The sequence below is a fragment of the Enterobacter cloacae complex sp. S1 genome, assembly GCF_014930525.1.
In the GTDB taxonomy this organism is placed as follows: Bacteria; Pseudomonadota; Gammaproteobacteria; order Enterobacterales; family Enterobacteriaceae; genus Enterobacter; species Enterobacter hormaechei_C.
The window spans coordinates 32633-59174 of sequence record NZ_JADBRE010000014.1 but is presented as its reverse complement, the minus strand read 5'-3'; the positions used below and the strand labels follow the sequence as shown (position 1 = coordinate 59174).

The following is a 26542-nucleotide window of genomic DNA, read 5'->3' as shown; positions in this document are numbered from 1 at the left end:
GGAGAGGGTTAGGATGAGGGGGATTATTATTTACTGTCAGACTTGTATTCGTACTCGTAGTAGCCGTAATCCTGATACCCGGTCGCGCGGCGGAAGATGGAGTTCAGAATGACCCCCTTCACCTCAATACCGTTCTGCTCAAAGCGGCTCAGGCTGGTTTCCACTTCCTTCAGGGTGTTCACCGCATAGCGTGCGACCATCAGCGTGGTGCCCGCATGACGCCCTACCACGGCAGCGTCGGTGACCGCCAGAATTGGTGGGGTATCGATCAGCACCAGGTCATAGTTTTTGCTCGCCCACTCAATCAGCTGCGTGAAGCGCTCGCTCATCAGCAGTTCAGACGGGTTCGGCGGCACCTGGCCACGCGGGATCAGGTCAAATTTCGGAATCGACGTCGGCTTGGCGCTCTCGCTGATTTCCCCTTTACCGAGCAGGATTTCCGACAGACCGTTAACGTTGTTGGTCCCCAGCAGCTCATGGGTGTAGCCCTTACGCATATCGCAGTCGATCAACAGCACGCGCTTGTTGGTCTGGCTCACCACCGCCGCCAGGTTGGCGCAGACGAAGGTTTTACCGATTGACGGGCTGACACCGGTCATCATCAGGACGTTGTTTTTGGCCTGCATCATGGCGAAGTGGAGGCTGGTACGCAGGCTGCGCACCGCTTCAATCGCCAGGTCAGTCGGGTTACCCACGGCCAGCAGCTGGCTCTGTTTGTAACGCTTGACGCCCTTAACGGTTTTGACGCTGTCACGGGACTTCTGCCACTCTGAAAGCGGGATGCTGGCGTACACGCTGATCCCGTTCTCTTCCAGCACCTGCGGGCTTTCGATACCGCGGTTGAACAGCGAGCGCAGCAGCACGCCGACAATGGAAAGCATCAGGCCGAGAATAATGCTGCCGAGGATAATCAGCGCTTTCTTCGGCTTCAGCACGCCCGGCTGGGTAATCGCCGGGTCAACGATACGCACGTCGCCGACGGTGCTGGCTTCGGTGATTTTCAGCTCCTGCTGTTTGTTCAGCAGCTGCATGTAAACCTGCTGGCCGGATTCCACATCACGCGTCAGGCGTACAATTTCCTGCTGCGTCTTCGGCATCGCGGTCACGCGGTCATTCAGCTTCGCCTTCTCTTCTTCCAGGGTACGACGTTTCTCCAGCAGCGTGCGGTACGCCGGGTGACGTTTGGTATAGAGCTTGGAAATCTCCGCCTCTTTGAAGGTCAGCTCGTTCAGCTGCGCATCAATATTCACCATGGAGTCGAGAACCGATTTCGCCTCCAGCGGCAGATCGACGGAATCCTTGTCCTGACGGTACGCGTTCAGCTTGTTCTCAGCGTCATCCAGACGGGCACGCACCTCCGGCAGCTGTTTACTGAGAAACGCCAGGCTTTTTGCAGCTTCCGCTGACTTACGCTCAACGTTCTGCTCCAGATAGTTGCGGGTGATGCTATTGAGGATGTCGCGAATTTGATCCTTGTCTTCACCGGTGAAGGTCATGCTCAGGACGCCGGTGTCCTTGCCGTTTTCGGTGACGGTCAGGTTGTTTTGCAGGTTGTTGATCATCCCGAGCGTCGAGAATTTGGTGACCGTAAACTCCCCGCCCTCATGCGCCTGAATTGCGCTGACCTTGATGCTGACGCCCTCTTTGGTCAGCATCTGCCCCACCTCGCCGCGTGCGCTGAAGCCCGCGTCGCTGGTCAGCTGATACTGTTTTGGTCCCAGCACTGTCAGGGTAAAGGTTTGGTCCCCTGCCCCTTTTGGGATCACGAAGTCGGTCACTTTTACCGTATCGTTACTGCGCCCCATCAGGCGATCCCAGCCTGCGCCAAATACCGGGAAGGTGTTTTTGGTGACCGCGATATCCAGCCCCAGATCGTGAACCGTTTTGCCCAGTACCAGGCGCGACTGGATCAGCTGAATTTCGGCTTCCGATGCCGGCGGCTTGTTGGCCAGCGCCGAGCCGATATCCTGAACCAGCGAGTTTCCGGTATTTTGTTCGATCTGCACCAGCGCGTCGGCGCTGTAAATAGGCGTCGCGAACAGCGTATAAACGATCGCCGCCACGGCAAAGATGGCGGTAATACCCAGCACCCACCATTTCGCTTCAATAACGGTCCCTACCAGGCGACCGATATCGATTTCATCACTGCCCGACGTCGGGGCGGCAGAAGGTCTTGTTTTTTCTGTCATTGTTATCCCTGCTGAGCTTTCAGTGCCTGCGCCCACTGACGGGCAGACTGGTCTAGTAAGGTGTATACCGCCTCAAAGGCCTCGCGGCTCTTGCGATACGGATCGGGAATTTCGCGCTCACCATCCCAGTGACCAAACAGCATCACCTTGCCGCGCATCTCCGGTGCGATATCGCACAGCGCGTGAATGTGGCGTTTTTCCATCGCGAGGATCAGGTCATATTCCCGGCACATCCGGCCAGAGACCTGACGGGCAACGTGCCCGTCGAGTGAGAGGTTATGCTCAAGGGCAACGCTTGCGGCACGTTCGTCGGCACCTTTTCCGACCAGCGCGCCCAGCCCTGCGGAGTCGACCGTTAACGCAGGCTGGTAATTTTTCAACAGCCTTTCAGCCGTGGGGGAACGGCAAATGTTCCCCACGCACACCACCAGAATTTTGTTAAACATCGCGGCTTACCAGTTATGAACGTCGCTCGCCGTATCCGTCATGTAGCGAACGCCACTGATGGTAGGCAGCAACTGGTTGATCAGACGGTTCCAGCGGGCAACCGGCGCGGTGGTGACATAGACCACATCGTACGGCTGGAGACGGAACGACGTTGCCATGACCAGGGACGTCGCGTCGGACATATCCAGCTGGTAGATGTTGGCAATCTTGCCCTTCGCGTTTTCGCCTTTGATAGGACGGATCACGAAGATACCGCTGGCGTTGGAGGCGGTCAGATCGATGCCTTCCGCATTGCCCAGCGCTTCGGTCAGGGTCATACCGCTGAAGTCCATCTTGAGGGTGCTCTGTTTCTTCACTTCACCCATCACGAACACTTTCAGATCGTCGTTGCGCGGCACGTACAGAATATCGCCCGGATAAAGGAGGCGGTTCTGGGTCAGGTCACCGTTTTGCATCAGCGCCTGAAGCGAAATGCGCTGCTCTTTGCCGTTGTGGGTCAGCACCACGTTGCGCCAGTCAGCGCCGTCGGTTAAGCCGCCTGCGGCATTGATCGCATCGAGAACGGTGAGCGGGACGTTAGTGATCGCCTGCTGGCCGGATTTATTGACCTGGCCAGAGATATAGGCTTTCTGGGATCGGAACGCGGCGATATTAACGTCCACCTGCGGGTCAGCAATGTACTGCGCCAGGCGGCCGGTAATATCACTACGGATCTCAGCAAGCGTTTTGCCCGCAACGTGCACTTTGCCAATGTAGGGATAGAACATGGTGCCATCGGACTGTACCCAGTTACCGGTGTCGCTTGAGCTGCGGTACTGGCCCGCAGGCGTGGTCAGTTCAGGGTGATCCCAGACGGTCACGTTTATGACGTCACCCGGACCCACGCGATACTGGTAAGAGGCAATTTCCTGGTCCAGAGACATATTTGGCTGAGCAACATTTGGACGTGGGCGTAATTGTTCCACCAGACGTGGGGTTAATGGATACACATTCACCATTTTGTCGAGATCAAAATCAGCATCCTGCTGTTTAATCACATCCTTGCCCATTGTCGACATATTGCTGCCGGGAAAGACCGTGCAACCACTCATCAAGGTCACAGACACCAATAATGGCATCAATTTCATTTTGGATTTCATCATTGATTATTTATCACTTTGGCAGAGTAATTATCCTGTGCAATTAAAATAAGCGCGGGTCGTGGTGACAATCAGAATGCAGTTAATCATTTAGCAATATAACTGGCATCAGTCCTAAAAAAAGCTTATTCATCCATTGGCTATTGACAGAATAATTGAGGCTGATTCACACGCTTTCAGGCACGCTACCGCCCTTGGCTTTCAGTTACCAATCCACTGACTAAACAATGCGTTATGGTTAGACACCCTCTTGGATAAGGCCTTTTGCGAAATATATCAAACGCCTCACAGGGGCGATTGATAATGTATAACCTTCACCAAAGACCGAAACAAAAATAGCAACAAGGAGATTTAACATTTGATGCTGGAAGAATTGTTGCAGCTAACCTAATAGCAGGCAAGGAGACAACCGTCCTAATATTCGTTTTTAAGATTAATATTAAGAGCAAAGTTTTAAGGTTTTCGGATTTTCTTTATATTGACAAAATAGATCGCTGGACCATTTATTGCGATATATCCTAAATATCGTCTTATGTAATTAAATCTTCGCAATTAACTTATTTACACCGCCCGGCAAATGGGGTTTACCTGAGTGTAGCATTAAGAGAAATCTCACCCCGGCATTGCAATTTCCGTCGGCTTTATCCATGATCGAAGTGTGACATTAGTCATATAACAGAAGGTATTGCATTTACTATGGAATGGATTGCCGATCCATCAATCTGGGCCGGGCTGGTGACGCTGGTCGTCATCGAATTAGTGCTCGGCATTGATAACCTGGTGTTTATCGCTATCCTTGCCGATAAATTACCCCCTTCACAACGCGACCGCGCCCGGGTGACGGGTCTTCTGCTCGCCATGGTGATGCGTCTGCTGTTACTGGCCTCAATCTCCTGGCTGGTGACGCTGACCAAACCCTTATTCAGCGTGCAGGGTCTGAGCTTTAGCGCCCGCGACCTGATCATGCTTTTCGGCGGATTGTTCCTGCTGTTCAAAGCCACGGTTGAGCTTAATGAGCGGCTGGAAGGAAAAGACAGTGAAAACCCCACCCAGCGACGCGGTGCAAAATTCTGGCCAGTGGTCGCTCAGATAGTGGTGCTGGATGCCGTCTTTTCTCTCGACTCCGTGATCACGGCCGTCGGGATGGTTGACCATCTGGCGGTGATGATGGCCGCGGTGATCATTGCCATCACCCTGATGGTGCTCGCCAGTAAAGCCCTGACGCGCTTCGTGAACAGTCACCCGACTATCGTCATCCTCTGTCTGAGCTTCCTGCTGATGATTGGCTTTAGCCTGGTCGCGGATGGTTTTGGCTTCCATATCCCGAAAGGGTATTTGTACGCCGCCATTGGTTTCTCAGTGCTGATTGAGTTTCTCAACCAGCTGGCCATTTTCAACCGTCGCCGTTTTCTCTCCGCGAACCAGACATTACGACAGCGCACCGCAGATACGGTGATGCGCCTGCTGAGCGGCAAAAAAGAGGATGCCGAGCTGGATGCTGAATCCGCGGCGATGCTTGCCGACCACAGCGACGGGCAGATCTTCAACCCGCAGGAACGCCGGATGATAGAGCGCGTGCTTAACCTCAACCAGCGCTCGGTGAGCAGTATCATGACCTCCCGCCATGACATTGAGCATATTGACCTGACGGCGCCGGAAGAGCAGATCCGCGCCCTGCTGGATAAAAACCAGCACACCCGCGTGGTCGTGACCGGCGGTGAAGAGGAAGAAGAGCTGCTGGGCGTGGTACACGTGATTGACCTCCTGCAACAGCAGCTTCACGGCGAGCCGCTCAACCTGCGGGCGCTGGTGCGCCAGCCGCTGGTCTTCCCGGAAGCGCTACCGCTGCTCTCCGCGCTGGAGCAGTTCCGCAACGCGCGTACCCACTTCGCGTTTGTCGTTGATGAGTTTGGTTCTGTGGAAGGGCTGGTAACGCTCAGCGACGTGATGGAAACCATCGCCGGTAATCTGCCTAATGAGGTGGATGAGATCGATGCGCGTCACGATATTCAGAAAAACGCCGACGGCAGCTGGACCGCCAACGGCCATATGCCGCTCGAAGATCTGGTGCAGTTCGTTCCGCTTCCGCTGGATGAGAAGCGCGAATACCACACCATCGCCGGTTTGCTGATGGAATATCTGCAACGTATTCCGCAGCCGGGCGAAGAGGTCCAGGTGGGGGATTACATGATCAAAACCTTGCAGGTTGAGAGCCATCGCGTGCAGAAGGTGCAGCTGATACCGCTGCGCGGTGAAGATGAGATGGATTTTGAGGTGTAAAAAAGCCGGGTGGCGCTTCGCTTACCCGGCCTACGGTGTCTGGCTTTTGTAGGCCGGGTAAGGCAAAGCCGCCACCCGGCACAACAGGCATCACAGCTTATCGAGCAGCTTTTTCACGTCCTTACCTGACTGAGACTCTTTATTGCGGTCCGCCCAGTCATTCAGCCGACGTTTCGCTTCATCCTGAAGGTGCTTCCGCAGGATCTGATCGACCTGCAAACTGTAATTCAACTCCTGCCATTTTCCGTACACGCGCAGCGGTATCGGCGTCTCTTTCAGGAACTCCACAAGCTGTCCTTCGCCTTCCCAGCCAGCCTTCACGCGGACGTTGAAGCGGGTGTCTGCCGTCTCTTTCACCAGATCCAGCGCGCCGGTTCCGGTCAGCGCCAGCAGTGACGACGTCCCCTGCATGTCGTCAAGCGAGAGCTGACCGTTGTCGAGAGCAAGCTCGCTGGTAAAGCTGTCGAGACGGGTTGCGCTGTCGTAGTTTTCATTCGCTTTCACGCTGCTGCTGCGCTCTACCGCCTGCTGCACCAGCTGCTGGAAGTTCAGCCCTTCCATGCGCGAATCTTTCAGCTCAACATGCGCCTGCCCCTGCCAGCTACGACGGAAGGCGTCCGCATCAATCTTCGTACCAGAGAAATCCCCTGCCAGCGACAGCTGCCCCGTGAGGGCAATCGGGTAATTAAAGGCTTTCAGGATGGTGCCAATCTCAACGTTTTCCAGACGCGGCTGGAACGCGGCGCTGGCAACGTCTTTGCGCACATCCAGCGAGCCCGGCAGGGAGAGGTTCCCTGCTCCCATTTTTCCGTTGAGCTCGGAGATGACCAGCAGGCCGTTGTGGTTGAACATCTGGCTGCTGACGTCAGTAAAATCAATCCCACGCCAGCGCACGCTGTTCGCTTTCAGCAGAATGTCGGCGGTAAATCCGCGCAGGCCGTTGTAGTCAGGCTGATCGAGATTTGAGGAGATCACCGGACGCGACTGCGTGACCTGGCTTTGCCCCACCTGCGTGGCTCCCTCATCGGTCGCGTTCACAGGTTGGGGCGGAAGCAGGTTCTCGAGGTTCAGCTTGTCGAATTGCAGATCCAGCACCCACTTAGGTTTCTCATCAAGCGTGACGCTCGCCTGCCCCTTCAGGGCACTGTCGTTGGCCTGGAGATTGAGCGCGTTCAGTTCGAGCTGTTTGCGCTCTTCATGCCACACCGCCTGCATCGTGCCCTGGCCGGCAATCCCCTTCGCGGGTAAATCCGCGCCGGTCAGCTGCCAGTTAAGCTGCTGAACGTCCGCTGTCAGCTGGTGCGGATAATCAGAGGCGTTCACGTTCGCGTTCATCGACAGGTTGAGATCGCGCTGATTGCGGTTGATCCGCCCGGAGAACTCCATGGTGGCGTGATGGTTGGCGTCCTGCTCCATCCTGAGGTTGATATTGCGTACGGTGATCTGTTCGTCATCTTCATGCTGGAAAACCAGCACGCTGTCGGCAACTTTCAGATTACCAATATCGAACGACCAGCCGGTGTCAGACGGGACGTCAGGCAAGGTGTTTTCACGCGGTGCGACCGGAGCATCCGCCTGACGAACGGCTTCGGTTTGCGGCGTAAGCTGAATCACCGCCCCTTTCAGCATCACCTGTTCAACCTGGAGCTGATGGGATAAGAGCGGGATGAGCGCGACATCAAGACGCATGTTATCCGCCGTGACCAGCGGCTTCGCGGCACCCGGCGCGGTGAGGGACATACGTCCGGAGAGAATGCTGAGCTGAGGCCAGACGTGCCAGCGCAGCGGCCCGTCCAGCTTGAGTTCATACCCGCTGCGCGCTTCCACCTGCCGCACCATGTAGGCCCGGAAGTCATTCGGGTTAACCAGCAGCACCAACGCTGAAAGGCCAGCCACCAGCACCACCAGCAAAATCATCAGCGTTGTCAGAACTCTTCTCATGGCTTCCTCAGTGAACTCACAGATCAGTCTTTATCGATACGACTGGCAACCGCACCCTGCTGGTTGCGATATTTTGCGTCCTGACGGCGGTTATAAGGACGGTCTGCCGGGCCGGTCAGCGGTTCAAAGCTCAACGCACCAATCATCATTCCCGGACGAAGCGCCAGCGGCAATTTACCGGCGTTAAAGAACTCCAGCACGATACGGCCAGACCAGCCCGGATCGATACGGTGCGCGGTGACGTGCACCATCAGGCCCAGACGCGCCAGGGAAGAGCGTCCGTCAAGCCAGCCGACCAGGTCCGCAGGCAGCGTGACCGATTCAAAGGTCACCGCCAGCGCCAGTTCGCCAGGATGGAGATAAAACGCCTCTCCTTCTTCGATGACGATTTCGTCGCTCATGACGCGATCCAGCGCCGCACTGACTTCGTCTTTCGGCCCGCTGAGGTCGATAAACGGTGCCGTGTGGCCGCTGAAGGTGCGGAATTTATTCCCCAGACGCACATCGACGGTCACGCCGTTAATACGCTCAACCGGCGGACGCGGGGTGATAGACAGGCGGCCTTCATCCAGCCAGGCTTCTATATCGCGGTCACAAAGACGCATGGCACTTTCTCCTTTCGTGCATCGCGCCCTGAAGCCTTACGGCGTCAGGGCAAAACCAGGTTATCTCTGAACGGTACACAATTCACACGGCTTATTCAAAAAACTGACTGATTTTCGCTTTTAAGATATCAATGGCAATACGGTTTTTACCGCCGCGAGGCACGATAATATCGGCGTATTGTTTCGAAGGCTCAATAAATTGCAGGAACATCGGGCGAACGGTTTTCTGATATTGCGCCATCACGGAGTCCATGGAGCGGCCGCGTTCGTTAACGTCGCGTTTAATACGCCGCATCAGGCAGATATCCAGCGGAGTGTCGACGAAAATCGAGAAGTTCATAGATTCGCGCAGACGGGCGTCGGTGAGCAGCAAAATCCCTTCAAGGATAATCACCTTCTTGGGCTCGATACGGATCGTTTCCTGGGTGCGGGTATGTTCCACGTAGCTGTAGACGGGCAGCTCAATCGCCTCGCCGCGCTTCAGCGCTTCCAGATGCTGGAACAGCAGGCTGTGATCCATCGCACTGGGGTGGTCGTAGTTGGTTTTTACGCGCTCTTCCATCGAAAGATGGGATTGATCTTTGTAATAGCTATCTTCGGGAATAACACCGATATGCTCATCACCCACTTGTTCACGCAGTTCGCGATAAAGCGTACTGGCAATAAGACTTTTACCTGAAGCCGATGCGCCGGCGATGCCTATGATGACGCACTGATGAGACTTATCAGTCATAAATTTAGCGACCTGATTAACCTGGATGTAAGGAAGGACGACGCCGGAGCGTCAAACGCGGCAATTATAGGGATTTCGGGGGCGTGATACCAGTCGAATGCGCAGGTTATGCGAGGCGGGCTGAAAAGCGCTGTTTCACGCCTTTAGCAAAATTTTTACGCGCGGTTTTTCGCCATTTCATCACCCTTCTTCGCAGAGTAACTATTTTATAAGTCTATGAAGTCAAAATCTGACCACTCAGCATATGAATTGTAAAATGTTTGTACTAGCATAAACCAAATTATTAATTTCACGCGTCCGGACCTGGCTCCTGACAACATGGCGTCCCTGGATAGAGCGGTAATGAATAAACAATACCAGCGGGTTTTGGTTACTACCCCACATCCTTTACTGCGGCTTGTCTGTCTGGGTCTGGTCACGTTCATCTTCACCTTATTTTCCCTCGAGCTGACTCGCTTCGGTACGCTGCTGGCGCCACTATGGTTCCCGACTTCAATTATGATGGTGGCGTTTTACCGCCATGCGGGAAAAATGTGGCCCGGCATTGCGCTCGCCTGCTCCTTTGGCAATATTTTTGCCTCGTGGATGCTCTTCTCATGGGCATCGATCAATATCACCTACACGGCGATCAATATCATTGAGGCCACGGTTGGCGCGCTGTTACTGCGTAAGCTGCTCCCCTGGTATAATCCGCTGCAAAACCTCAACGACTGGGTCCGGCTTGCCCTCGGCAGTGCCCTGGTGCCGCCGCTGGTGGGGGGCGTTCTGGTTCATTTTCTGGTGCCGAGCGCGGAGCCGCTGCGTAATTTCCTTGTCTGGGTACTTTCAGAAGCCATTGGCGCACTGGCGCTGGTGCCGTTAGGTCTGCTGTTTAAGCCGCATTACCTGCTGCGCCACCGCAACCCGAAACTGCTGCTGGAAACGTTGGTGACCCTGGTCGTCACGCTGGTTCTTAGCTGGACGGCCATCACCTGGCTGCCGTGGCCATTCACCTGCATCATCGTTCTGCTGATGTGGAGCGCGGTCCGTCTGCCGCGTATGGAAGCGTTCCTGATATTTTTATTCACCATCATGATGGTGTCCCTGATGATGGCGCGAAATCCGCTCTCCATGACGCCCTCCACCATGATCGTCACCTTCAACGCGCCGTGGCTCCCCTTCCTGATGATGCTGCTCCCCGCCAACATTATGACGATGGTGATGTATGCCTTCAGGGCCGAGCGTAAACATATTACGGAAAGCGAAGAACGTTTTCGCAATGCGATGGAGTATTCCGCGATTGGTATGGCGCTGGTGGGCATTGAGGGCCAGTGGCTCCAGGCCAACAAGGCGCTGTGCAATTTCCTCGGTTACAGCCAGTCTGAGCTTCAGTCGCTCACGTTCCAGCAGTTAACCTGGCCGGAAGATTTAAATACCGACCTGGAGCAGTTGCAACAGCTGATTCACGGCGAGATCAACACCTACACCCTCGAAAAACGCTACTACACCCGCAGCGGCGAGGTGGTGTGGGCGCTGCTGGCCGTCTCCGTTGTGCGCCATGCCGACGGCACGCCGCTCTACTTTATTGCCCAGATTGAAGACATCAACGATCTGAAACAGACCGAGTGGGTGAATAAGCGTCTGATGGAGCGTATCACTCTCGCTAACGAAGCCGGTGGCATCGGGATTTGGGAGTGGGATCTCGAGCCGGACGTAATCAGCTGGGATAAACGGATGTTTGAGCTTTACGAGATCCCCTCGCACATTAAACCCACCTGGCAGCTCTGGCATGCGGCCATGGTGCCTGAAGATCGTACGCACGCCGAACAGGTCCTGCGTGAGTCACTCCAGGCCAGGGTACCTTTCAAGCTGGAATTTCGCATTCGCGTCAAGGATGGCATTCGCCACATTCGTTCGCTGGCGAACCGGGTGCTGAACAAACAGGGCGAAGTGGAGCGGCTGTTAGGGATCAACATGGATATGACCGAGGTGAAGCAGCTGAACGAGGCGCTGTTCCAGGAAAAAGAGCGCCTGCATATCACCCTCGACTCCATCGGCGAAGCGGTGCTGTGTACCGACATCGACATGAACATCACCTTTATGAACCCGGTCGCCGAGAAGATGAGCGGCTGGTCGCAAAGCGAAGCGCTGGGTCAGCCCATTCTGAAGGTGCTACACATTACCTTCGGCGAGAACGGTCCGTTAATGGAAAACATCCACAGCGGCGATATGTCCCGTACCGATATCGAACAGGATGTGGTGCTTAACTGCCGCAATGGCGGCAGTTTCGACATTCATTACAGCATAACCCCCCTCAGCACTCTGGAAGGACACACCATCGGCTCGGTGCTGGTGATTCAGGACGTCACCGAGTCGCGCAAAATGCTGCGCCAGCTGAGCTACAGCGCTTCCCATGACGCCCTTACCCACCTGGCGAACCGCGTCAGCTTTGAAAACCATCTTAAGCGCCTGTTGCAGACGGTACAGGAGACCCATCAGCGTCACGCGCTGGTCTTTATCGATCTTGACCGTTTTAAGGCGGTGAACGATACGGCAGGCCACGCGGCGGGCGACGCTCTCCTGCGCGAACTCTCTTCGCTGATGCTGACCATGCTGCGCTCCAGCGACGTGCTGGCGCGTCTAGGCGGCGACGAGTTTGGCCTGCTGCTGCCGGACTGCAACGTCGAAAGCGCACGCTATATTGCGGGCCGGTTGATCGACGCCATCAACAACTATCATTTTTCCTGGGAAGGACGCCTGCACCGCATTGGCGCCAGCGCGGGGATTACGCTGATTGACGACACCAATTACCAGGCTGCGGAAGTGATGTCTCAGGCCGATATCGCCTGCTACGCCTCGAAAAACAGCGGGCGCGGCGTGGTCACCGTCTACGAACCCCAGCAGGAGCGGATCCACAGCACGCGCAGCATGATGTCGCTGGATGAGCAGTGGCACATGATTAAAGATAACCATCTGCTGATGATCGCCCGCAGCGTCGCCTCGCCGCGCATTCCCGAGAGCAGTAGCTTCTGGCTGATTTCCTTGCGGCTGTGGACCAGCCAGGGAGAAGTGCTGGAAGAGCATGCCTTCCGCGCCGGGCTGGCGGAGCCGGAGCTGCTGCACGCCCTGGACCGACGTATATTCAGCGAATTTTTCCGTACCTATGCCGCACAGGTGGCGGCCAAAGGAATGGGCGTCGCGCTGCCGCTCTCAGAAGCGGGTTTAGCCAGCGTCACGCTGGTGGATGAGCTACTCGACCTGATCACCAGAGGTCCGCTGCCGGCGCGGCTGCTGCATCTGGCGATCGCCGTTGATGTGCTGAGCAATACGGATGAAAACGTGCAGCAGGGTCTGCAAAAGCTTCGTCAGGCCGGCTGTCGCGTGGTGCTAACCCGGGTCGGACGCGATATGAACGTCTTCAGCCAGCTCAGCGCCAACACCGCTGATTATCTGCTGCTGGATACAGACATGGTGACCAACGTCCACGGCAATCTGATGGATGAGATGATGGTGACAATCATTCAGGGCCACGCCCAGCGTCTGGGCATAAAAACCATTGCCGGGCCATGCCATCAGTCGATCATGATGGATACGCTGTCGGGCATCGGCGTTGATTTTATTTACGGCGACACCATCGGGGAAGCGCAGCCGCTCGATCTACTGCTGAATACCAGCTATTTCGCCATCAACTGACGGCGACCAGCCGTCGGTGTACCAGATATGTAACAGCGCATACGAGCGCCACGGCTGCCAGCGCTCGGCATAGCGACGGATCTGCGCGGGCGTCATACCGGCAAAGCGCTGTTTAATCAGATAGTCATCCGGCAGGAAAACATCCTTCGCCTGCCAGCCGCGCAGGGCCAGATAATTCGCGGTCCAGCGCCCGATGCCGGGGCGCTGCTGTAGCGCCTTCATCCCGGCCTCAACGTTCGCAGGCGGGAATAGCGGGAATTCACCGTCCACCACCGACTGCGCCAGATGAATCAACGACTCCGCACGCCTGAGCGGCATCCCGAGGGCTTTCAACGCCAGCGGATCTGCCGCGGCCAGCACCTCTGGCGGAGGAAAGCAGAGATAGCCCGGCGCATCCTCAATGGGTTCACCGCACAGCGCCACCACCCGTGACGCCAGTTTTGCCGCCATCGCCACGCTCACCAGTTGTCCGAGAATGGCGCGCACGCCCTGCTCGTATGCATCCATCGCGCCGGGCAAACGTAAGCCCGGCCGCGCCGCGCCGAGCTCGCCGAGAGTCTGCGCAATGTGCAGCGGGTCGCAATCGAGGTCAAACAGGCGGGAGATGCGGTCGAGGCAGATATCCGCCACCGGGATCAGGCCAGGGCTGAGCGACACCGCCAGCGTAGGGGTTGCGCTGTCTGGCGTAACCCGGAAAACGCCCTGGTGCCCGGCATAGCCAAAACTGCGCTCGTAGTAATCCTCCGTAACGGTCTCAACCCCCGTGACCGCACGCGCGGCAAGAAAGCCAAACATCCACGACCAGTCGTAGGGCGGTTGCCAGTTCAGGGTGTACATCGTCTCTCCTTTTGTATTTACCTCAGCATAAACCGAAAGATCGCCTTGCGCCTTGCTTTCATATTCCTGTTGTCGCCTGGCAGACATTTCGCTAAAGTCTCGCCCCTTCTCACCGGCATGGGGATTTATTGTGTTTATTGGATTCGACTACGGCACCGCAAACTGCTCGGTTGCGATAATGCAAAACGGACAACCGCAGCTCCTGAAAATGGAAAACGACAGTACGCTGTTGCCGTCAATGCTTTGTGCGCCCACGCGTGAAGCGGTGAGCGAGTGGCTGTTCCGCCACCATCAGGTTCCGGCCACGGCGGCAGAGACCCAGGCGCTGCTGCGCCGTGCGGTCAGCTTTAACCGCGAGGAAGATATCGACGTTACCCCGTCCAGCGTGCAGTTCGGCCTCTCTTCCCTCGGGCAGTACATTGAAGACCCGGAAGAGGTCTACTTCGTTAAATCGCCGAAATCCTTCCTCGGCGCCAGCGGCCTGAAGCCGCAGCAGGTGGCGATGTTTGAAGATCTGGTCTGCGCGATGATGCTGCACATCCGCAATCAGGCGCAGTCCCAGGTGCCGGATGCCATCACCCAGGCGGTGATTGGCCGTCCGATTAACTTTCAGGGGCTGGGCGGCGACGAAGCCAACCAGCAGGCGCAGGGGATCCTTGAGCGTGCAGCGCACCGGGCAGGCTTCCGTGACGTGGTGTTCCAGTATGAGCCGGTTGCGGCGGGGCTGGATTTTGAAGCCACGCTGACGGAAGAGAAACGGGTGCTGGTGGTAGACATCGGCGGCGGTACGACGGACTGTTCATTACTGCTGATGGGTCCGCAGTGGCATCACCGTCGCGATCGTGAAAATAGTCTGCTGGGGCACAGCGGCTGCCGCGTGGGCGGTAACGATCTGGATATTGCCCTGGCCTTCAAGAGCCTGATGCCGCTGCTCGGCATGGGCGGTCAAACCGAGAAAGGCATCGCCCTGCCGATCCTGCCGTGGTGGAACGCGATTGCCATCAACGACGTCCCTGCCCAGAGTGTTTTTTACAGCACCGCGAATGGCCGTTTCCTCAACGATCTGGTGCGTGATGCGCAGGATGCAGAGAAGGTCGCACTTCTGTATAAGGTGTGGCGTCAGCGCCTGAGCTACCGGGTCGTGCGCACCGCCGAAGAGAGCAAAATTGCCCTTTCCGATCGTCCAGAGCATGCGGTTTCGCTGCCGTTTATCAGTGACGATCTGGCTACGGCTATCACCCAGGAAGGGCTGGAAATGGCGCTGACTCAGCCGCTTCAGCGTATTCTGGAGCAGGTGCAACTGGCGCTTGAGAACGGCAAAGTGAAGCCGGACGTAATTTACCTGACTGGCGGTAGCGCTCGTTCGCCGCTGATCAAGAAAGCGCTGGCGGAACAGCTGCCGGGGATCCCGATTGCCGGCGGCGATGACTTTGGCTCCGTTACGGCAGGGCTGGCGCGCTGGGCGCAGGTGGTGTTTAGCTAGCGTTGGTGCGGTCTGGTGCCCTCACCCCGGCCCTCTCCCACGGGGAGAGGGTGAAAACCGCTGCGCCACACTCAGACAATTCCCGACAGTCTTCCATATTTCCTCCATTTTTCCGCTGTGTTAGCTGACTAAACTAGTATCATTCCCCGAAAGAGTTTCAGGATGAGAACGTATAACGATGAAAGGCAGTAACAAATCCCGCTGGGCAATCGCCGTTGGTCTGATTGTGGTGGTCCTGGCCGCCGCCTGGTACTGGCACAGCCAGTCCGCGAACTCCACGGCACCTGCTGGCGCTAATAGCCCCTCACAACGCTCAACGGGCGGCGGGCGCCACGGTATGCGCGGCGGTGCGCTGGCACCGGTGCAGGCGGCAACGGCGGTGAATAAAGCTGTGCCTCGTTATCTCTCCGGGCTGGGAACCATCACCGCCGCCAACACCGTGACGGTACGTAGCCGCGTGGACGGTCAGCTGATGGCCATCCATTTCCAGGAAGGTCAGCAGGTAAAAGCCGGCGATCTGCTGGCGGAAATCGATCCAAGCCAGTTTAAGGTGGCCCTGGCGCAGGCGCAGGGGCAGCTCGCGAAAGACAAAGCCACCCTCGCCAATGCCCGCCGCGATTTAGCCCGCTATCAGCAGCTGGTAAAAACCAACCTCGTGTCGCGCCAGGAGCTGGACACCCAGCAGTCTCTGGTCAGTGAATCTCAGGGCACCATCAAGGCCGACGAAGCCGCGGTCGCCAGCGCCCAGCTCCAGCTCGACTGGAGCCGGATCACCGCGCCGATTGACGGCCGCGTAGGCCTGAAACAGGTTGATATCGGGAACCAAATCTCCAGCGGCGACACTACGGGCATCGTGGTGATCACCCAGACGCACCCTATCGATCTCGTCTTTACCCTGCCGGAAAGCGACATTGCGACGGTGATACAGGCGCAGAAGGCCGGAAAAGCGCTGGTGGTTGAAGCCTGGGATCGCACCAACAAGCAGAAGCTGAGCGAAGGTTCGCTGTTGAGCCTGGATAACCAGATCGACACCACCACCGGCACCATCAAGCTAAAAGCACGCTTCAACAATCAGGACGATGCCCTGTTCCCGAATCAGTTCGTCAACGCGCGAATGCTGGTCGCGACCGAAGAAAACGCGGTAGTGATCCCGACGGCGGCCCTGCAAATGGGCAGTGAAGGCAACTTTGTCTGGGTGCTGAACAGCGAAAACAAGGTCAGCAAACACCTGGTGAAAACCGGCATCCAGGACAGCCAGACGGTGGTGATCAGCGCCGGGCTGTCCGCTGGCGACCGCGTCGTGACCGACGGTATTGACCGTCTGACCGAAGGGGCGCAGGTCGAGGTGGTGGAAGCGCAGAATACAGGAGCAAAAGCCTGATGCAGGTGATGCCGCCGAGCTCTACAGGTGGGCCATCACGCCTGTTTATCTTACGTCCGGTTGCGACGACCCTGCTGATGGTGGCGATCCTGCTGGCCGGGATCATTGGCTACCGTTTTCTGCCCGTGTCGGCGCTGCCGGAAGTGGACTACCCGACCATTCAGGTTGTCACCCTCTATCCGGGCGCCAGTCCGGATGTGGTGACGTCCGCCATCACCGCCCCGCTGGAGCGTCAGTTTGGCCAGATGTCTGGCCTGAAGCAAATGTCTTCCCAGAGCTCCGGTGGCGCTTCGGTCGTCACGCTTCAGTTCCAGCTTACGCTGTCGCTGGACGTCGCTGAGCAGGAGGTGCAGGCCGCGATTAACGCCGCCACAAACCTGCTGCCGTCTGACCTGCCGAATCCACCTGTTTACAGCAAGGTCAACCCGGCTGATCCGCCGATCATGACCCTTGCCGTCACCTCCTCCGCCATGCCGATGACCCAGGTGGAAGACATGGTTGAAACCCGCGTGGCGCAGAAGATTTCGCAGGTGACCGGCGTGGGGCTGGTGACGCTGGCGGGCGGTCAACGCCCCGCCGTGCGCGTCAAACTGAATGCCCAGGCCATTGCCGCGCTGGGGTTAACCAGCGAAACCATTCGCACCGCCATCAGCAGCGCCAACGTCAACTCAGCGAAGGGTTCGCTGGACGGCCCGACCCGCGCGGTCACGCTCTCCGCCAACGACCAGATGCAGTCCGCCGATGAGTACCGTCAGCTGATCATTGCCTACCAGAACGGCGCGCCGATCCGTTTGGGCGACGTGGCAACCGTTGAACAAGGCGCGGAAAACAGCTGGCTCGGGGCGTGGGCCAATAAGCAGCAGGCGATTGTCATGAACGTTCAGCGCCAGCCGGGCGCGAACATCATTGATACCGCCGACAGCATTCGCACCATGCTGCCGCAGCTGGTGGAAAGCCTGCCAAAATCGGTCAGCGTGAAAGTGCTCTCTGACCGCACCACGAATATTCGCGCGTCAGTGACCGACACCCAGTTCGAGCTGATGCTGGCGATTGCGCTGGTGGTGATGATCATCTACCTGTTCCTGCGCAACGTCCCGGCAACCATCATTCCCGCCGTCGCCGTGCCGCTCTCGCTGGTCGGCACCTTCGCGGTGATGGTGTTCCTCGACTTCTCGATTAACAACCTGACGCTGATGGCGCTCACCATCGCCACCGGGTTTGTGGTGGACGACGCCATCGTGGTAATCGAGAACATCTCGCGCTATATCGAAAAAGGTGAAAAGCCGTTATCCGCCGCGCTGAAGGGCGCGGGGGAGATCGGCTTTACCATTATCTCGCTCACCTTCTCGCTAATTGCGGTGCTGATCCCGCTGCTGTTTATGGGCGATATCGTCGGGCGGCTATTCCGCGAGTTTGCCGTGACGCTGGCGGTCGCCATTCTGATCTCTGCCGTGGTGTCGCTGACGCTGACGCCGATGATGTGCGCCCGCATGCTGAGCCACGAGTCCTTGCGCAAGCAAAACCGCTTCTCGCGCGCCTCCGAGCGGATGTTCGAGCGCATTATCGCCGCCTATGGCCGCGTGCTGGCGAAAGTGCTGAACCATCCGTGGGCAACGCTCGGCGTGGCGCTCGGCACCCTGGCGCTCAGCGTCATGCTGTGGATTTTCATTCCGAAAGGCTTCTTCCCGATTCAGGACAACGGCATTATTCAGGGCACGCTTCAGGCGCCGCAGACGGTCTCCTTCGCCAACATGGCGCAGCGCCAGCAGCAGGTGTCTGAGATCATCATGAAAGATCCGGCCGTGGAAAGCCTGACTGCCTACGTGGGCGTGGACGGCACCAACCCGTCGCTCAACAGCGCGCGCCTGCAAATTAACCTTAAACCGCTTGATGACCGCGACGATCGCGTTAACGCGGTGATTGAACGCCTGCAAAGCGCGGTGGCGCGCGTGCCGGGCATTGAGCTGTATCTGCAACCGATCCAGGATTTAACCATTGATACGCAGGTGAGCCGCACGCAGTACCAGTTTACGCTCCAGGCCACCTCGCTTGAGGCACTGAGCACCTGGGTGCCGCAGCTGGTGGACAAGCTGAAAACACTGCCGCAGGTTTCTGACGTCAGCAGCGACTGGCAGGATAAAGGGCTGGCGGCGTACGTGAACGTCAACCGCGACACCGCCAGCCGTCTGGGCATTACCATGTCCGACGTGGATAACGCCCTGTATAACGCCTTTGGCCAGCGCCTGATCTCCACCATCTATACCCAGGCCAACCAGTATCGCGTGGTGCTGGAACATAACACCGAAAACACGCCCGGGCTGGCCGCGCTGGACACGGTGCGCCTGACCAGCAAAGACGGCGGGATTGTGCCGCTCAGCGCCATTGCCAGCGTGGAAGAGCGTCACACCCCACTGTCGATTAACCATCTCGATCAGTTCCCGTCCACCACCATTTCCTTCAACGTGCCGGACGGGTATTCCCTGGGCGAAGCGGTGGAGGCCATTCTGGGCGCGGAGAAAGAACTCAGCTTCCCGTCCGATATTCAGACCCAGTTCCAGGGCAGTACGCTGGCGTTCCAGGCCGCGCTGGGCAGCACCGTCTGGCTGATTGTCGCGGCGGTGGTGGCGATGTATATCGTGCTTGGCGTGCTGTATGAAAGCTTTATCCATCCGATCACCATCCTCTCCACCCTGCCGACGGCGGGCGTGGGGGCGCTGCTGGCGCTGATGCTGGCGGGGAGCGAGCTGGACGTCATTGCGATCATCGGCATCATCCTGCTTATCGGCATCGTGAAGAAAAACGCCATCATGATGATCGACTTTGCGCTGGCCGCCGAGCGCGAGCAGGGTATGGCGCCGCGCGAGGCCATTTACCAGGCCTGTCTGCTGCGTTTTCGCCCGATCCTGATGACCACCCTCGCCGCCCTGCTGGGCGCGCTGCCGCTGATGCTGAGCACCGGCGTGGGGGCCGAACTGCGCCGTCCGCTGGGCATCGGGATGGTGGGCGGCCTGCTGGTGAGCCAGGTGCTGACGCTGTTTACCACGCCGGTTATCTACCTGCTGTTTGACCGTCTGGCCCTGTGGACGAAAAGCCGCTTCCCGAAACGTGAAGAGGAGGCATAAGTGAAGTTTTTCGCCCTCTTCATTTACCGTCCGGTGGCGACGATTTTACTCTCCGTCGCTATTACCCTGTGCGGCGTGCTGGGCTTCCGGCTGCTGCCGGTGGCCCCGCTGCCGCAGGTCGATTTCCCGGTGATCATGGTCAGCGCCTCGCTGCCGGGTGCCTCGCCGGAAACCATGGCGTCATCGGTGGCGACGCCGCTTGAGCGCTCGCTTGGGCGAATTGCCGGGGTTAACGAGATGACCTCCAGCAGTTCGCTGGGCAGCACGCGCATCATTCTGGAATTTAACTTCGACCGGGACATCAACGGCGCGGCGCGTGACGTGCAGGCCGCGATAAACGCCGCCCAAAGCCTGCTGCCAAGCGGCATGCCGAGCCGTCCAACCTACCGCAAGGCTAACCCGTCCGACGCGCCGATCATGATCCTGACGCTCACGTCAGAGACCTACTCCCAGGGCGAGCTGTACGATTTTGCCTCCACCCAGCTGGCGCAAACCATCGCCCAGATTGACGGCGTGGGCGACGTGGACGTCGGCGGCAGCTCTCTGCCCGCCGTGCGCGTGGGGCTGAATCCGCAGGCGCTGTTTAACCAGGGCGTATCGCTGGACGACGTGCGTTCCGCCATCAGCAACGCCAACGTGCGTAAGCCGCAGGGCGCGATTGAGGACAACAGCCACCGCTGGCAGATCCAGACCAACGACGAGCTGAAAACCGCCGCCGAGTATCAGCCGTTGATTATTCACTACAACAACGGTGCGGCGGTGCGCCTGAGCGACGTCGCCAGCGTCACCGATTCGGTGCAGGACGTGCGTAACGCCGGGATGACTAACGCCAAACCGGCGATTTTGCTGATGATCCGCAAACTGCCAGAAGCCAACATCATCCAGACGGTGAACAGCATCCGCGCGCGCCTGCCGGAGCTTCAGGAAACGATTCCGGCGGCCATCGACCTCCAGATTGCGCAGGACCGCTCCCCTACCATCCGCGCCTCGCTTGAGGAGGTAGAGCAAACGCTGATCATCTCCGTCGCGCTGGTGATCCTGGTGGTGTTCCTGTTCCTGCGCTCGGGGCGCGCCACGCTGATCCCGGCGGTGGCGGTTCCGGTATCGCTGATAGGCACCTTTGCCGCCATGTACCTGTGTGGGTTTAGTCTTAACAACCTGTCGCTGATGGCGCTGACGATTGCCACCGGGTTTGTGGTGGATGACGCCATCGTGGTGCTGGAGAATATCTCGCGCCATCTGGAAGCGGGCATGAAGCCGCTCCAGGCGGCGCTTCAGGGGACGCGCGAAGTGGGATTCACGGTCCTGTCCATGAGCCTGTCGCTGGTGGCGGTGTTCCTGCCGCTGTTGCTGATGGGCGGCCTGCCGGGGCGACTGCTGCGCGAATTTGCCGTCACGCTTTCCGTCGCCATCGGTATCTCCCTGGTGATTTCGCTGACGCTGACGCCGATGATGTGCGGCTGGATGCTAAAGCGCAGCCAACCGCACTCGCAGCCGCGCAGGAAAGGCTTTGGCCGCGTCCTGATAGCAATGCAGTCCGGCTATGGCAAATCGCTGAAATGGGTGCTGAACCACACGCGTCTTGTCGGGCTGGTGCTGATCGGCACCATTGTGCTCAACGTCTGGATGTATATCACCATCCCGAAAACCTTCTTCCCGGAGCAGGATACCGGCGTGCTGATGGGCGGTATTCAGGCGGACCAGAGTATTTCGTTCCAGGCGATGCGGGGCAAACTGCAAGACTTTATGAAAATCATCCGGGAAGATCCGGCCGTGGATAACGTCACCGGCTTTACCGGCGGCTCGCGCGTTAACAGCGGGATGATGTTTATTACCCTTAAGCCACGCGGTGAACGTCACGAAACGGCGCAGCAGATCATTGACCGCCTGCGGCTGAAGCTTGCCAAAGAGCCGGGGGCAAATCTGTTTTTGATGGCCGTTCAGGATATTCGCGTCGGCGGACGACAGGCTAACGCCAGCTATCAGTACACCCTGCTCTCGGATGACTTAGCCGCCCTGCGCGAATGGGAGCCTAAGATCCGTAAAGCGCTGGCCGCGCTGCCGCAGCTGGCGGACGTGAACTCCGACAGCCAGAATAACGGCGCGGAGATGGCGCTCACCTACGATCGCGAAACCATGTCCCGCCTGGGCATTAACGTTGAAGCGGCCAACAGCCTGCTTAACAACGCCTTCGGGCAGCGTGAAGTCTCCACCATCTATCAGCCGATGAACCAGTACAAGGTGGTGATGGAAGTTGATCCGCGCGACACCCAGGACATCAGCGCGCTGGACAAGATGTTTGTGATCAATAATGACGGCAAGGCGATCCCGCTGTCGTACTTCGCCAGCTGGCAGCCGTCGAACGCGCCGCTGTCGGTGAACCACCAGGGGCTTTCCGCCGCCTCGACCGTGTCGTTTAACCTGCCAACCGGCTCGTCGCTGTCTGAGGCCAGCGACGCCATCAACCGCGCCATGACCCAGCTCGGGGTGCCCTCCTCCGTGCGCGGCAGCTTTGCCGGTACGGCGCAGGTGTTCCAGGACACCATGAACTCGCAGGTCATTTTGATTCTGGCGGCTATTGCCACGGTTTATATCGTGCTGGGCGTGCTGTACGAAAGCTATGTGCACCCGTTGACCATTCTCTCCACGCTTCCCTCTGCGGGCGTGGGGGCGCTGCTGGCGCTGGAGCTGTTCGGTGCCCCGTTCAGCCTAATCGCGCTCATCGGGATCATGCTATTAATAGGTATTGTGAAGAAAAACGCGATTATGATGGTCGACTTTGCCCTGGACGCCCAGCGTAACGGCAACCTGACGCCGGACGAGGCGATATTCCAGGCCTGTCTGCTGCGTTTTCGCCCGATCATGATGACCACGCTGGCCGCGCTGTTCGGTGCGCTACCGCTGGTTATATCCGGCGGTGACGGCTCTGAACTGCGCCAGCCGCTGGGGATCACGATTGTCGGCGGCCTGGTGATGAGCCAGCTGCTGACGCTCTACACCACGCCGGTAGTCTATCTGTTCTTTGACCGACTGCGGCTGCGTTTTTCGCGTAAAAAGAGAACCACGGTGACCGAGTAAATGACCGACCTACCCAGTAACGTTCGCTGGCAATTGTGGATCGTCGCGTTCGGCTTCTTTATGCAGTCGCTGGACACGACCATCGTGAACACCGCCCTCCCCTCGATGGCGAAAAGCCTGGGGGAGAGCCCGCTGCACATGCATATGGTGATTGTCGCCTACGTGCTGACGGTCGCCGTGATGCTGCCCGCCAGCGGGTGGCTGGCGGATAAAGTCGGTGTGCGAAACATCTTCTTCACCGCCATTGTGCTGTTTACCACCGGGTCGCTGTTTTGCGCCCAGGCCAATACCCTCGACCAGCTGGTGATGGCGCGCGTGCTACAGGGCGTCGGCGGCGCGATGATGGTGCCCGTCGGGCGGTTAACGGTGATGAAAATTGTTCCGCGCGCGCAGTATATGGCGGCGATGACCTTCGTCACCTTGCCCGGTCAGGTCGGCCCGCTGCTTGGCCCGGCGCTGGGCGGTATTCTGGTGGAGTATGCCTCCTGGCACTGGATCTTCCTGATCAACCTGCCGGTCGGTATTATCGGCGCGATTGCCACCCTGACGCTGATGCCGAACTATAAAATGCAGACCCGGCGCTTTGATTTCGTTGGCTTTATCCTGCTGGCGGCTGGCATGGCGACGCTCACCCTGGCCCTCGACGGGCAAAAAGGGCTGGGGATCTCCTCCCTGTCGCTCGCCCTGCTGGTGGCGCTGGGGATCACCGCGATTCTCTGGTATCTGTGGCATGCCAGAGGCAACGCTAACGCGCTGTTCAGCCTGAATCTGTTCAGGAATCCCACCTACCGTCTTGGTCTCTTCGGCAGCTTTGCCGGACGCATCGGCAGCGGCATGTTGCCGTTTATGACGCCGGTATTTTTACAGATTGGGATGGGCTTCTCGCCGTTCCACGCCGGGCTGATGATGATCCCGATGGTGCTCGGCAGCATGGGGATGAAGCGTATTGTGGTGCAGGTGGTGAACCGCTTTGGCTATCGCCGGGTGCTGGTGGCCGCCACGATCGGGCTGGCGTTGGTTTGCCTGCTGTTTATGGCCGTGGCGCTGCTGGGCTGGTACTACATCCTGCCGCTGGTGCTGTTCTGCCAGGGGATCATCAACTCCATGCGCTTCTCGTCGATGAACACCCTGACGCTGAAAGATCTGCCGGACGAGCTGGCGAGCAGCGGTAACAGCCTGCTGTCGATGATCATGCAGCTCTCCATGAGCGTGGGGGTCACGGTCGCCGGATTGCTGCTCGGCATGTACGGGCAGCACCATCTCAGCGCCGACACCCCCGTCGCGCATCAGGTCTTTTTATACACTTACCTCAGCATGGCGGTAATTATCGCCCTGCCCGCTTTTATCTTTGCCAGAGTACCGAATGACACGATCAAAAACGTCGTGATCCGACGCGGCAAAAGGAGTGCACCATGAAATTCTGGCGTCCGGGGATCACCGGTAAGCTTTTTGTGGCGATTTTCGCCACCTGTATTGTTCTGCTGATTACCATGCACTGGGCGGTGCGGGTCAGCTTTGAGCGCGGCTTTATTGACTACATTAAGCACGGTAACGAACAGCGACTACAGGGCTTAAGCGACGCGCTGGGCGAACAGTATAGCCTGCACGGTAACTGGCGTTTTCTGCGCAATAACGATCGCTTTGTGTTTCAAATCCTGCGTTCGCTGGAGCACGATAATGACGACGACCGCCCGGGGCCGGGCATGCCGCCGCACGGCTGGCGCACCCAGTTCTGGGTGATAGATCAGGAGATGCGCGTGCTCGTTGGCCCACGCTCTCCGGTACCGCCGGACGGTACAAAGCGCGCCATCACCTCGAACGGCGCCACGGTGGGCTGGGTTATCGCCTCGCCGGTCGAGCGGCTGACGCGCAACACCGACATCAACTTTGACCGCCAGCAGCGTCAGACCAGCTGGCTGATTGTCGCGCTTTCTACCCTGCTTGCGGCGCTCGCCACCTTCCCGCTGGCGCGCGGCCTGCTGGCGCCGGTTAAGCGCCTGGTGGAAGGCACGCACAAGCTGGCGGCGGGTGATTTCTCGACCCGCGTGGACACCCGCAGCCAGGATGAACTGGGCAAGCTGGCGCAGGACTTCAACCAGCTCGCCAGCACGCTGGAAAAAAACCAGCAGATGCGTCGCGACTTTATGGCCGACATTTCGCACGAGCTGCGCACCCCGCTGGCGGTGCTGCGCGGCGAGCTGGAGGCGATTCAGGACGGCGTGCGGCAGTTCACCCCCGAGTCCGTGGCCTCGCTTCAGGCGGAAGTCGGCACGCTGACCAAGCTGGTGGACGATCTGCATCAGCTTTCCATGTCCGACGAAGGCGCCCTGGCCTACCAGAAAGCCCCAGTCGACGTGATCAATATCCTTGAAGTTGTGACCGGCGCATTCCGCGAGCGCTTCGCCAGCCGTGACCTGAAAATCAACCTTTCGCTGCCGGACAGCGCGGTGGTATTTGGCGACAGAGATCGCCTGATGCAGCTGTTCAATAATCTGCTGGAGAACAGCCTCCGCTACACCGACGGCGGCGGCGCGCTGCATATCTCCGGCAGGCAGGAAAACGGGCGCTTTGCCCTGACCTTTGCGGACTCCGCCCCTGGCGTGAAAGATGCGCAGCTGGAAAAACTGTTCGAGCGCTTCTATCGCACCGAAGGTTCACGCAACCGCGCCAGCGGCGGTTCCGGCCTTGGGCTGGCGATTTGCGTTAACATTGTTGAGGCCCACGGCGGCACCATCCGCGCCGCCCATTCGCCTTTTGGCGGGGTTAGCATTACAGTAGAGTTACCTCTGGAACGGGATTTATCGAGGGAAGCATGACCGAGTTACCGATTGACGACAACACACCGCGTATTTTGATCGTGGAAGACGAGCCTAAACTTGGACAACTGCTGATCGACTATTTGCGTGCCGCAAGTTACGCGCCAACGCTTATCAGCCACGGCGACCAGGTGCTGCCCTACGTGCGCCAGACGCCGCCGGATCTGATCCTGCTGGATCTGATGCTGCCGGGTACCGACGGCCTGACCCTGTGCCGGGAAATTCGTCGTTTCTCCGATGTGCCCATCGTGATGGTGACGGCCAAAATCGAAGAGATCGACCGTCTGCTGGGGCTCGAAATCGGCGCCGACGATTACATCTGCAAGCCTTACAGCCCGCGGGAGGTGGTCGCTCGGGTGAAAACCATCCTCCGCCGCTGTAAGCCACAGCGTGAATTGCAGGTGCTGGATGCGCAAAGCCCGCTGATCGTCGACGAAAGCCGCTTCCAGGCGAGCTGGCGCAGCAAACTATTGGATCTTACCCCAGCGGAGTTCCGCCTGTTGAAAACGCTCTCCCACGAGCCGGGAAAAGTGTTTTCCCGCGAGCAGCTGCTCAACCATCTGTATGACGATTACCGCGTAGTGACCGACCGCACCATCGACAGTCACATCAAAAACCTGCGCCGCAAGCTGGAGGCACTGGACGCCGACCAGTCGTTTATTCGCGCGGTGTACGGCGTGGGTTATCGCTGGGAAGCGGATGCGTGCAGGATTGCCTGAATAACACCCCCTCACCCTGCCCTCTCCCCAAAGGGAGAGGGTTCCCCAGTAATTTGAAAGCAAAAGCTATAACGTTGCCTTCAGAATAACTGAGGGCTTT

General features: G+C 58.3%; 16 protein-coding genes. 9 read left to right on the top strand and 7 right to left on the bottom strand.

The window, feature by feature from the left end; all coding sequences use genetic code 11:
- Positions 1–26 precede the first annotated feature (26 nt).
- From wzc to IM290_RS10735, 3 genes are read right to left on the bottom strand one after another with little or no spacing between them, the layout of a single operon-like run.
- Entirely contained in the window at positions 27–2189 is a 2163-nt protein-coding gene (gene wzc / locus IM290_RS10745; RefSeq protein ID WP_015572374.1) for a tyrosine-protein kinase Wzc, read from the bottom strand.
- Positions 2190–2191: 2 nt separating this feature from the next.
- Positions 2192–2635 (bottom strand): low molecular weight protein-tyrosine-phosphatase Wzb, encoded by a 444-nt coding sequence (wzb, locus tag IM290_RS10740; RefSeq protein WP_003862078.1) that lies wholly within the window; start codon positions 2633–2635, stop codon positions 2192–2194.
- Between the two features lie 6 nt (positions 2636–2641).
- Positions 2642–3778 carry a polysaccharide export protein gene (locus IM290_RS10735; RefSeq protein ID WP_003862079.1) on the bottom strand — a complete coding sequence of 379 codons (1137 nt, stop codon included), beginning with the start codon at positions 3776–3778 and terminating at the stop codon, positions 2642–2644.
- A 693-nt stretch (positions 3779–4471) separates the two neighbouring features.
- Between IM290_RS10735 and IM290_RS10730 the strand changes: the two genes are divergently transcribed.
- Positions 4472–6055 (top strand): TerC family protein, encoded by a 1584-nt coding sequence (locus IM290_RS10730; RefSeq protein ID WP_015572372.1) that lies wholly within the window; start codon positions 4472–4474, stop codon positions 6053–6055.
- Between the two features lie 90 nt (positions 6056–6145).
- Here the strand turns inward: IM290_RS10730 and asmA are convergent, their stop codons facing one another.
- The 3 genes from asmA to udk all read right to left on the bottom strand — a co-directional run bounded on the left by asmA (position 6146) and on the right by udk (position 9334).
- Positions 6146–7996: an outer membrane assembly protein AsmA gene (gene asmA / locus IM290_RS10725; protein ID WP_193041892.1), complete on the bottom strand. Its 1851-nt coding sequence runs from the start codon at positions 7994–7996 to the stop codon at positions 6146–6148.
- Between the two features lie 23 nt (positions 7997–8019).
- Positions 8020–8601, bottom strand: coding sequence for a dCTP deaminase (gene dcd / locus IM290_RS10720; protein ID WP_017383269.1), 582 nt, complete (start codon positions 8599–8601; stop codon positions 8020–8022).
- A 91-nt stretch (positions 8602–8692) separates the two neighbouring features.
- Entirely contained in the window at positions 8693–9334 is a 642-nt protein-coding gene (gene udk / locus IM290_RS10715) for a uridine kinase (RefSeq protein WP_000130320.1), read from the bottom strand.
- Positions 9335–9676: 342 nt separating this feature from the next.
- Between udk and IM290_RS10710 the strand changes: the two genes are divergently transcribed.
- Positions 9677–13006, top strand: a complete 3330-nt coding sequence (locus IM290_RS10710) for a diguanylate cyclase (protein ID WP_063134488.1) — start codon at positions 9677–9679, stop codon at positions 13004–13006.
- On the opposite strand, the gene alkA is transcribed toward IM290_RS10710, so the two are convergent.
- The gene (alkA, locus tag IM290_RS10705) at positions 12971–13843 is read right to left on the bottom strand and encodes a DNA-3-methyladenine glycosylase 2 (protein WP_017693082.1); all 873 of its coding nucleotides are present in this window, start codon (positions 13841–13843) and stop codon (positions 12971–12973) included. The two genes, IM290_RS10710 and alkA, sit on opposite strands and share 36 nt — an antisense overlap.
- A gap of 130 nt (positions 13844–13973) precedes the next feature.
- On the opposite strand from alkA, the gene yegD reads away from it, so the two are divergent.
- The 7 genes from yegD (at position 13974) to baeR (ending at position 26442) form a co-directional block, all read left to right on the top strand.
- Positions 13974–15326 carry a molecular chaperone gene (gene yegD, locus IM290_RS10700; protein WP_193041893.1) on the top strand — a complete coding sequence of 451 codons (1353 nt, stop codon included), beginning with the start codon at positions 13974–13976 and terminating at the stop codon, positions 15324–15326.
- A gap of 178 nt (positions 15327–15504) precedes the next feature.
- The gene (locus tag IM290_RS10695; protein WP_047738854.1) at positions 15505–16707 is read left to right on the top strand and encodes an MdtA/MuxA family multidrug efflux RND transporter periplasmic adaptor subunit; all 1203 of its coding nucleotides are present in this window, start codon (positions 15505–15507) and stop codon (positions 16705–16707) included.
- On the top strand, positions 16707–19829 hold the full coding sequence (locus IM290_RS10690; RefSeq protein ID WP_193041894.1) for an MdtB/MuxB family multidrug efflux RND transporter permease subunit: 3123 nt from the start codon (positions 16707–16709) through the stop codon (positions 19827–19829). The genes IM290_RS10695 and IM290_RS10690 overlap by 1 nt, the downstream gene beginning before the upstream one ends.
- Positions 19830–22907, top strand: coding sequence for a multidrug efflux RND transporter permease subunit MdtC (gene mdtC, locus IM290_RS10685; protein WP_193041895.1), 3078 nt, complete (start codon positions 19830–19832; stop codon positions 22905–22907).
- The gene (locus tag IM290_RS10680; RefSeq protein ID WP_047053436.1) at positions 22908–24323 is read left to right on the top strand and encodes an MFS transporter; all 1416 of its coding nucleotides are present in this window, start codon (positions 22908–22910) and stop codon (positions 24321–24323) included.
- On the top strand, positions 24320–25723 hold the full coding sequence (baeS, locus tag IM290_RS10675; protein ID WP_015572365.1) for a two-component system sensor histidine kinase BaeS: 1404 nt from the start codon (positions 24320–24322) through the stop codon (positions 25721–25723). Before IM290_RS10680 ends, baeS begins: the two co-directional genes overlap by 4 nt.
- On the top strand, positions 25720–26442 hold the full coding sequence (gene baeR / locus IM290_RS10670; protein ID WP_015572364.1) for a two-component system response regulator BaeR: 723 nt from the start codon (positions 25720–25722) through the stop codon (positions 26440–26442). The genes baeS and baeR overlap by 4 nt, the downstream gene beginning before the upstream one ends.
- Positions 26443–26542: the final 100 nt, after the last annotated feature.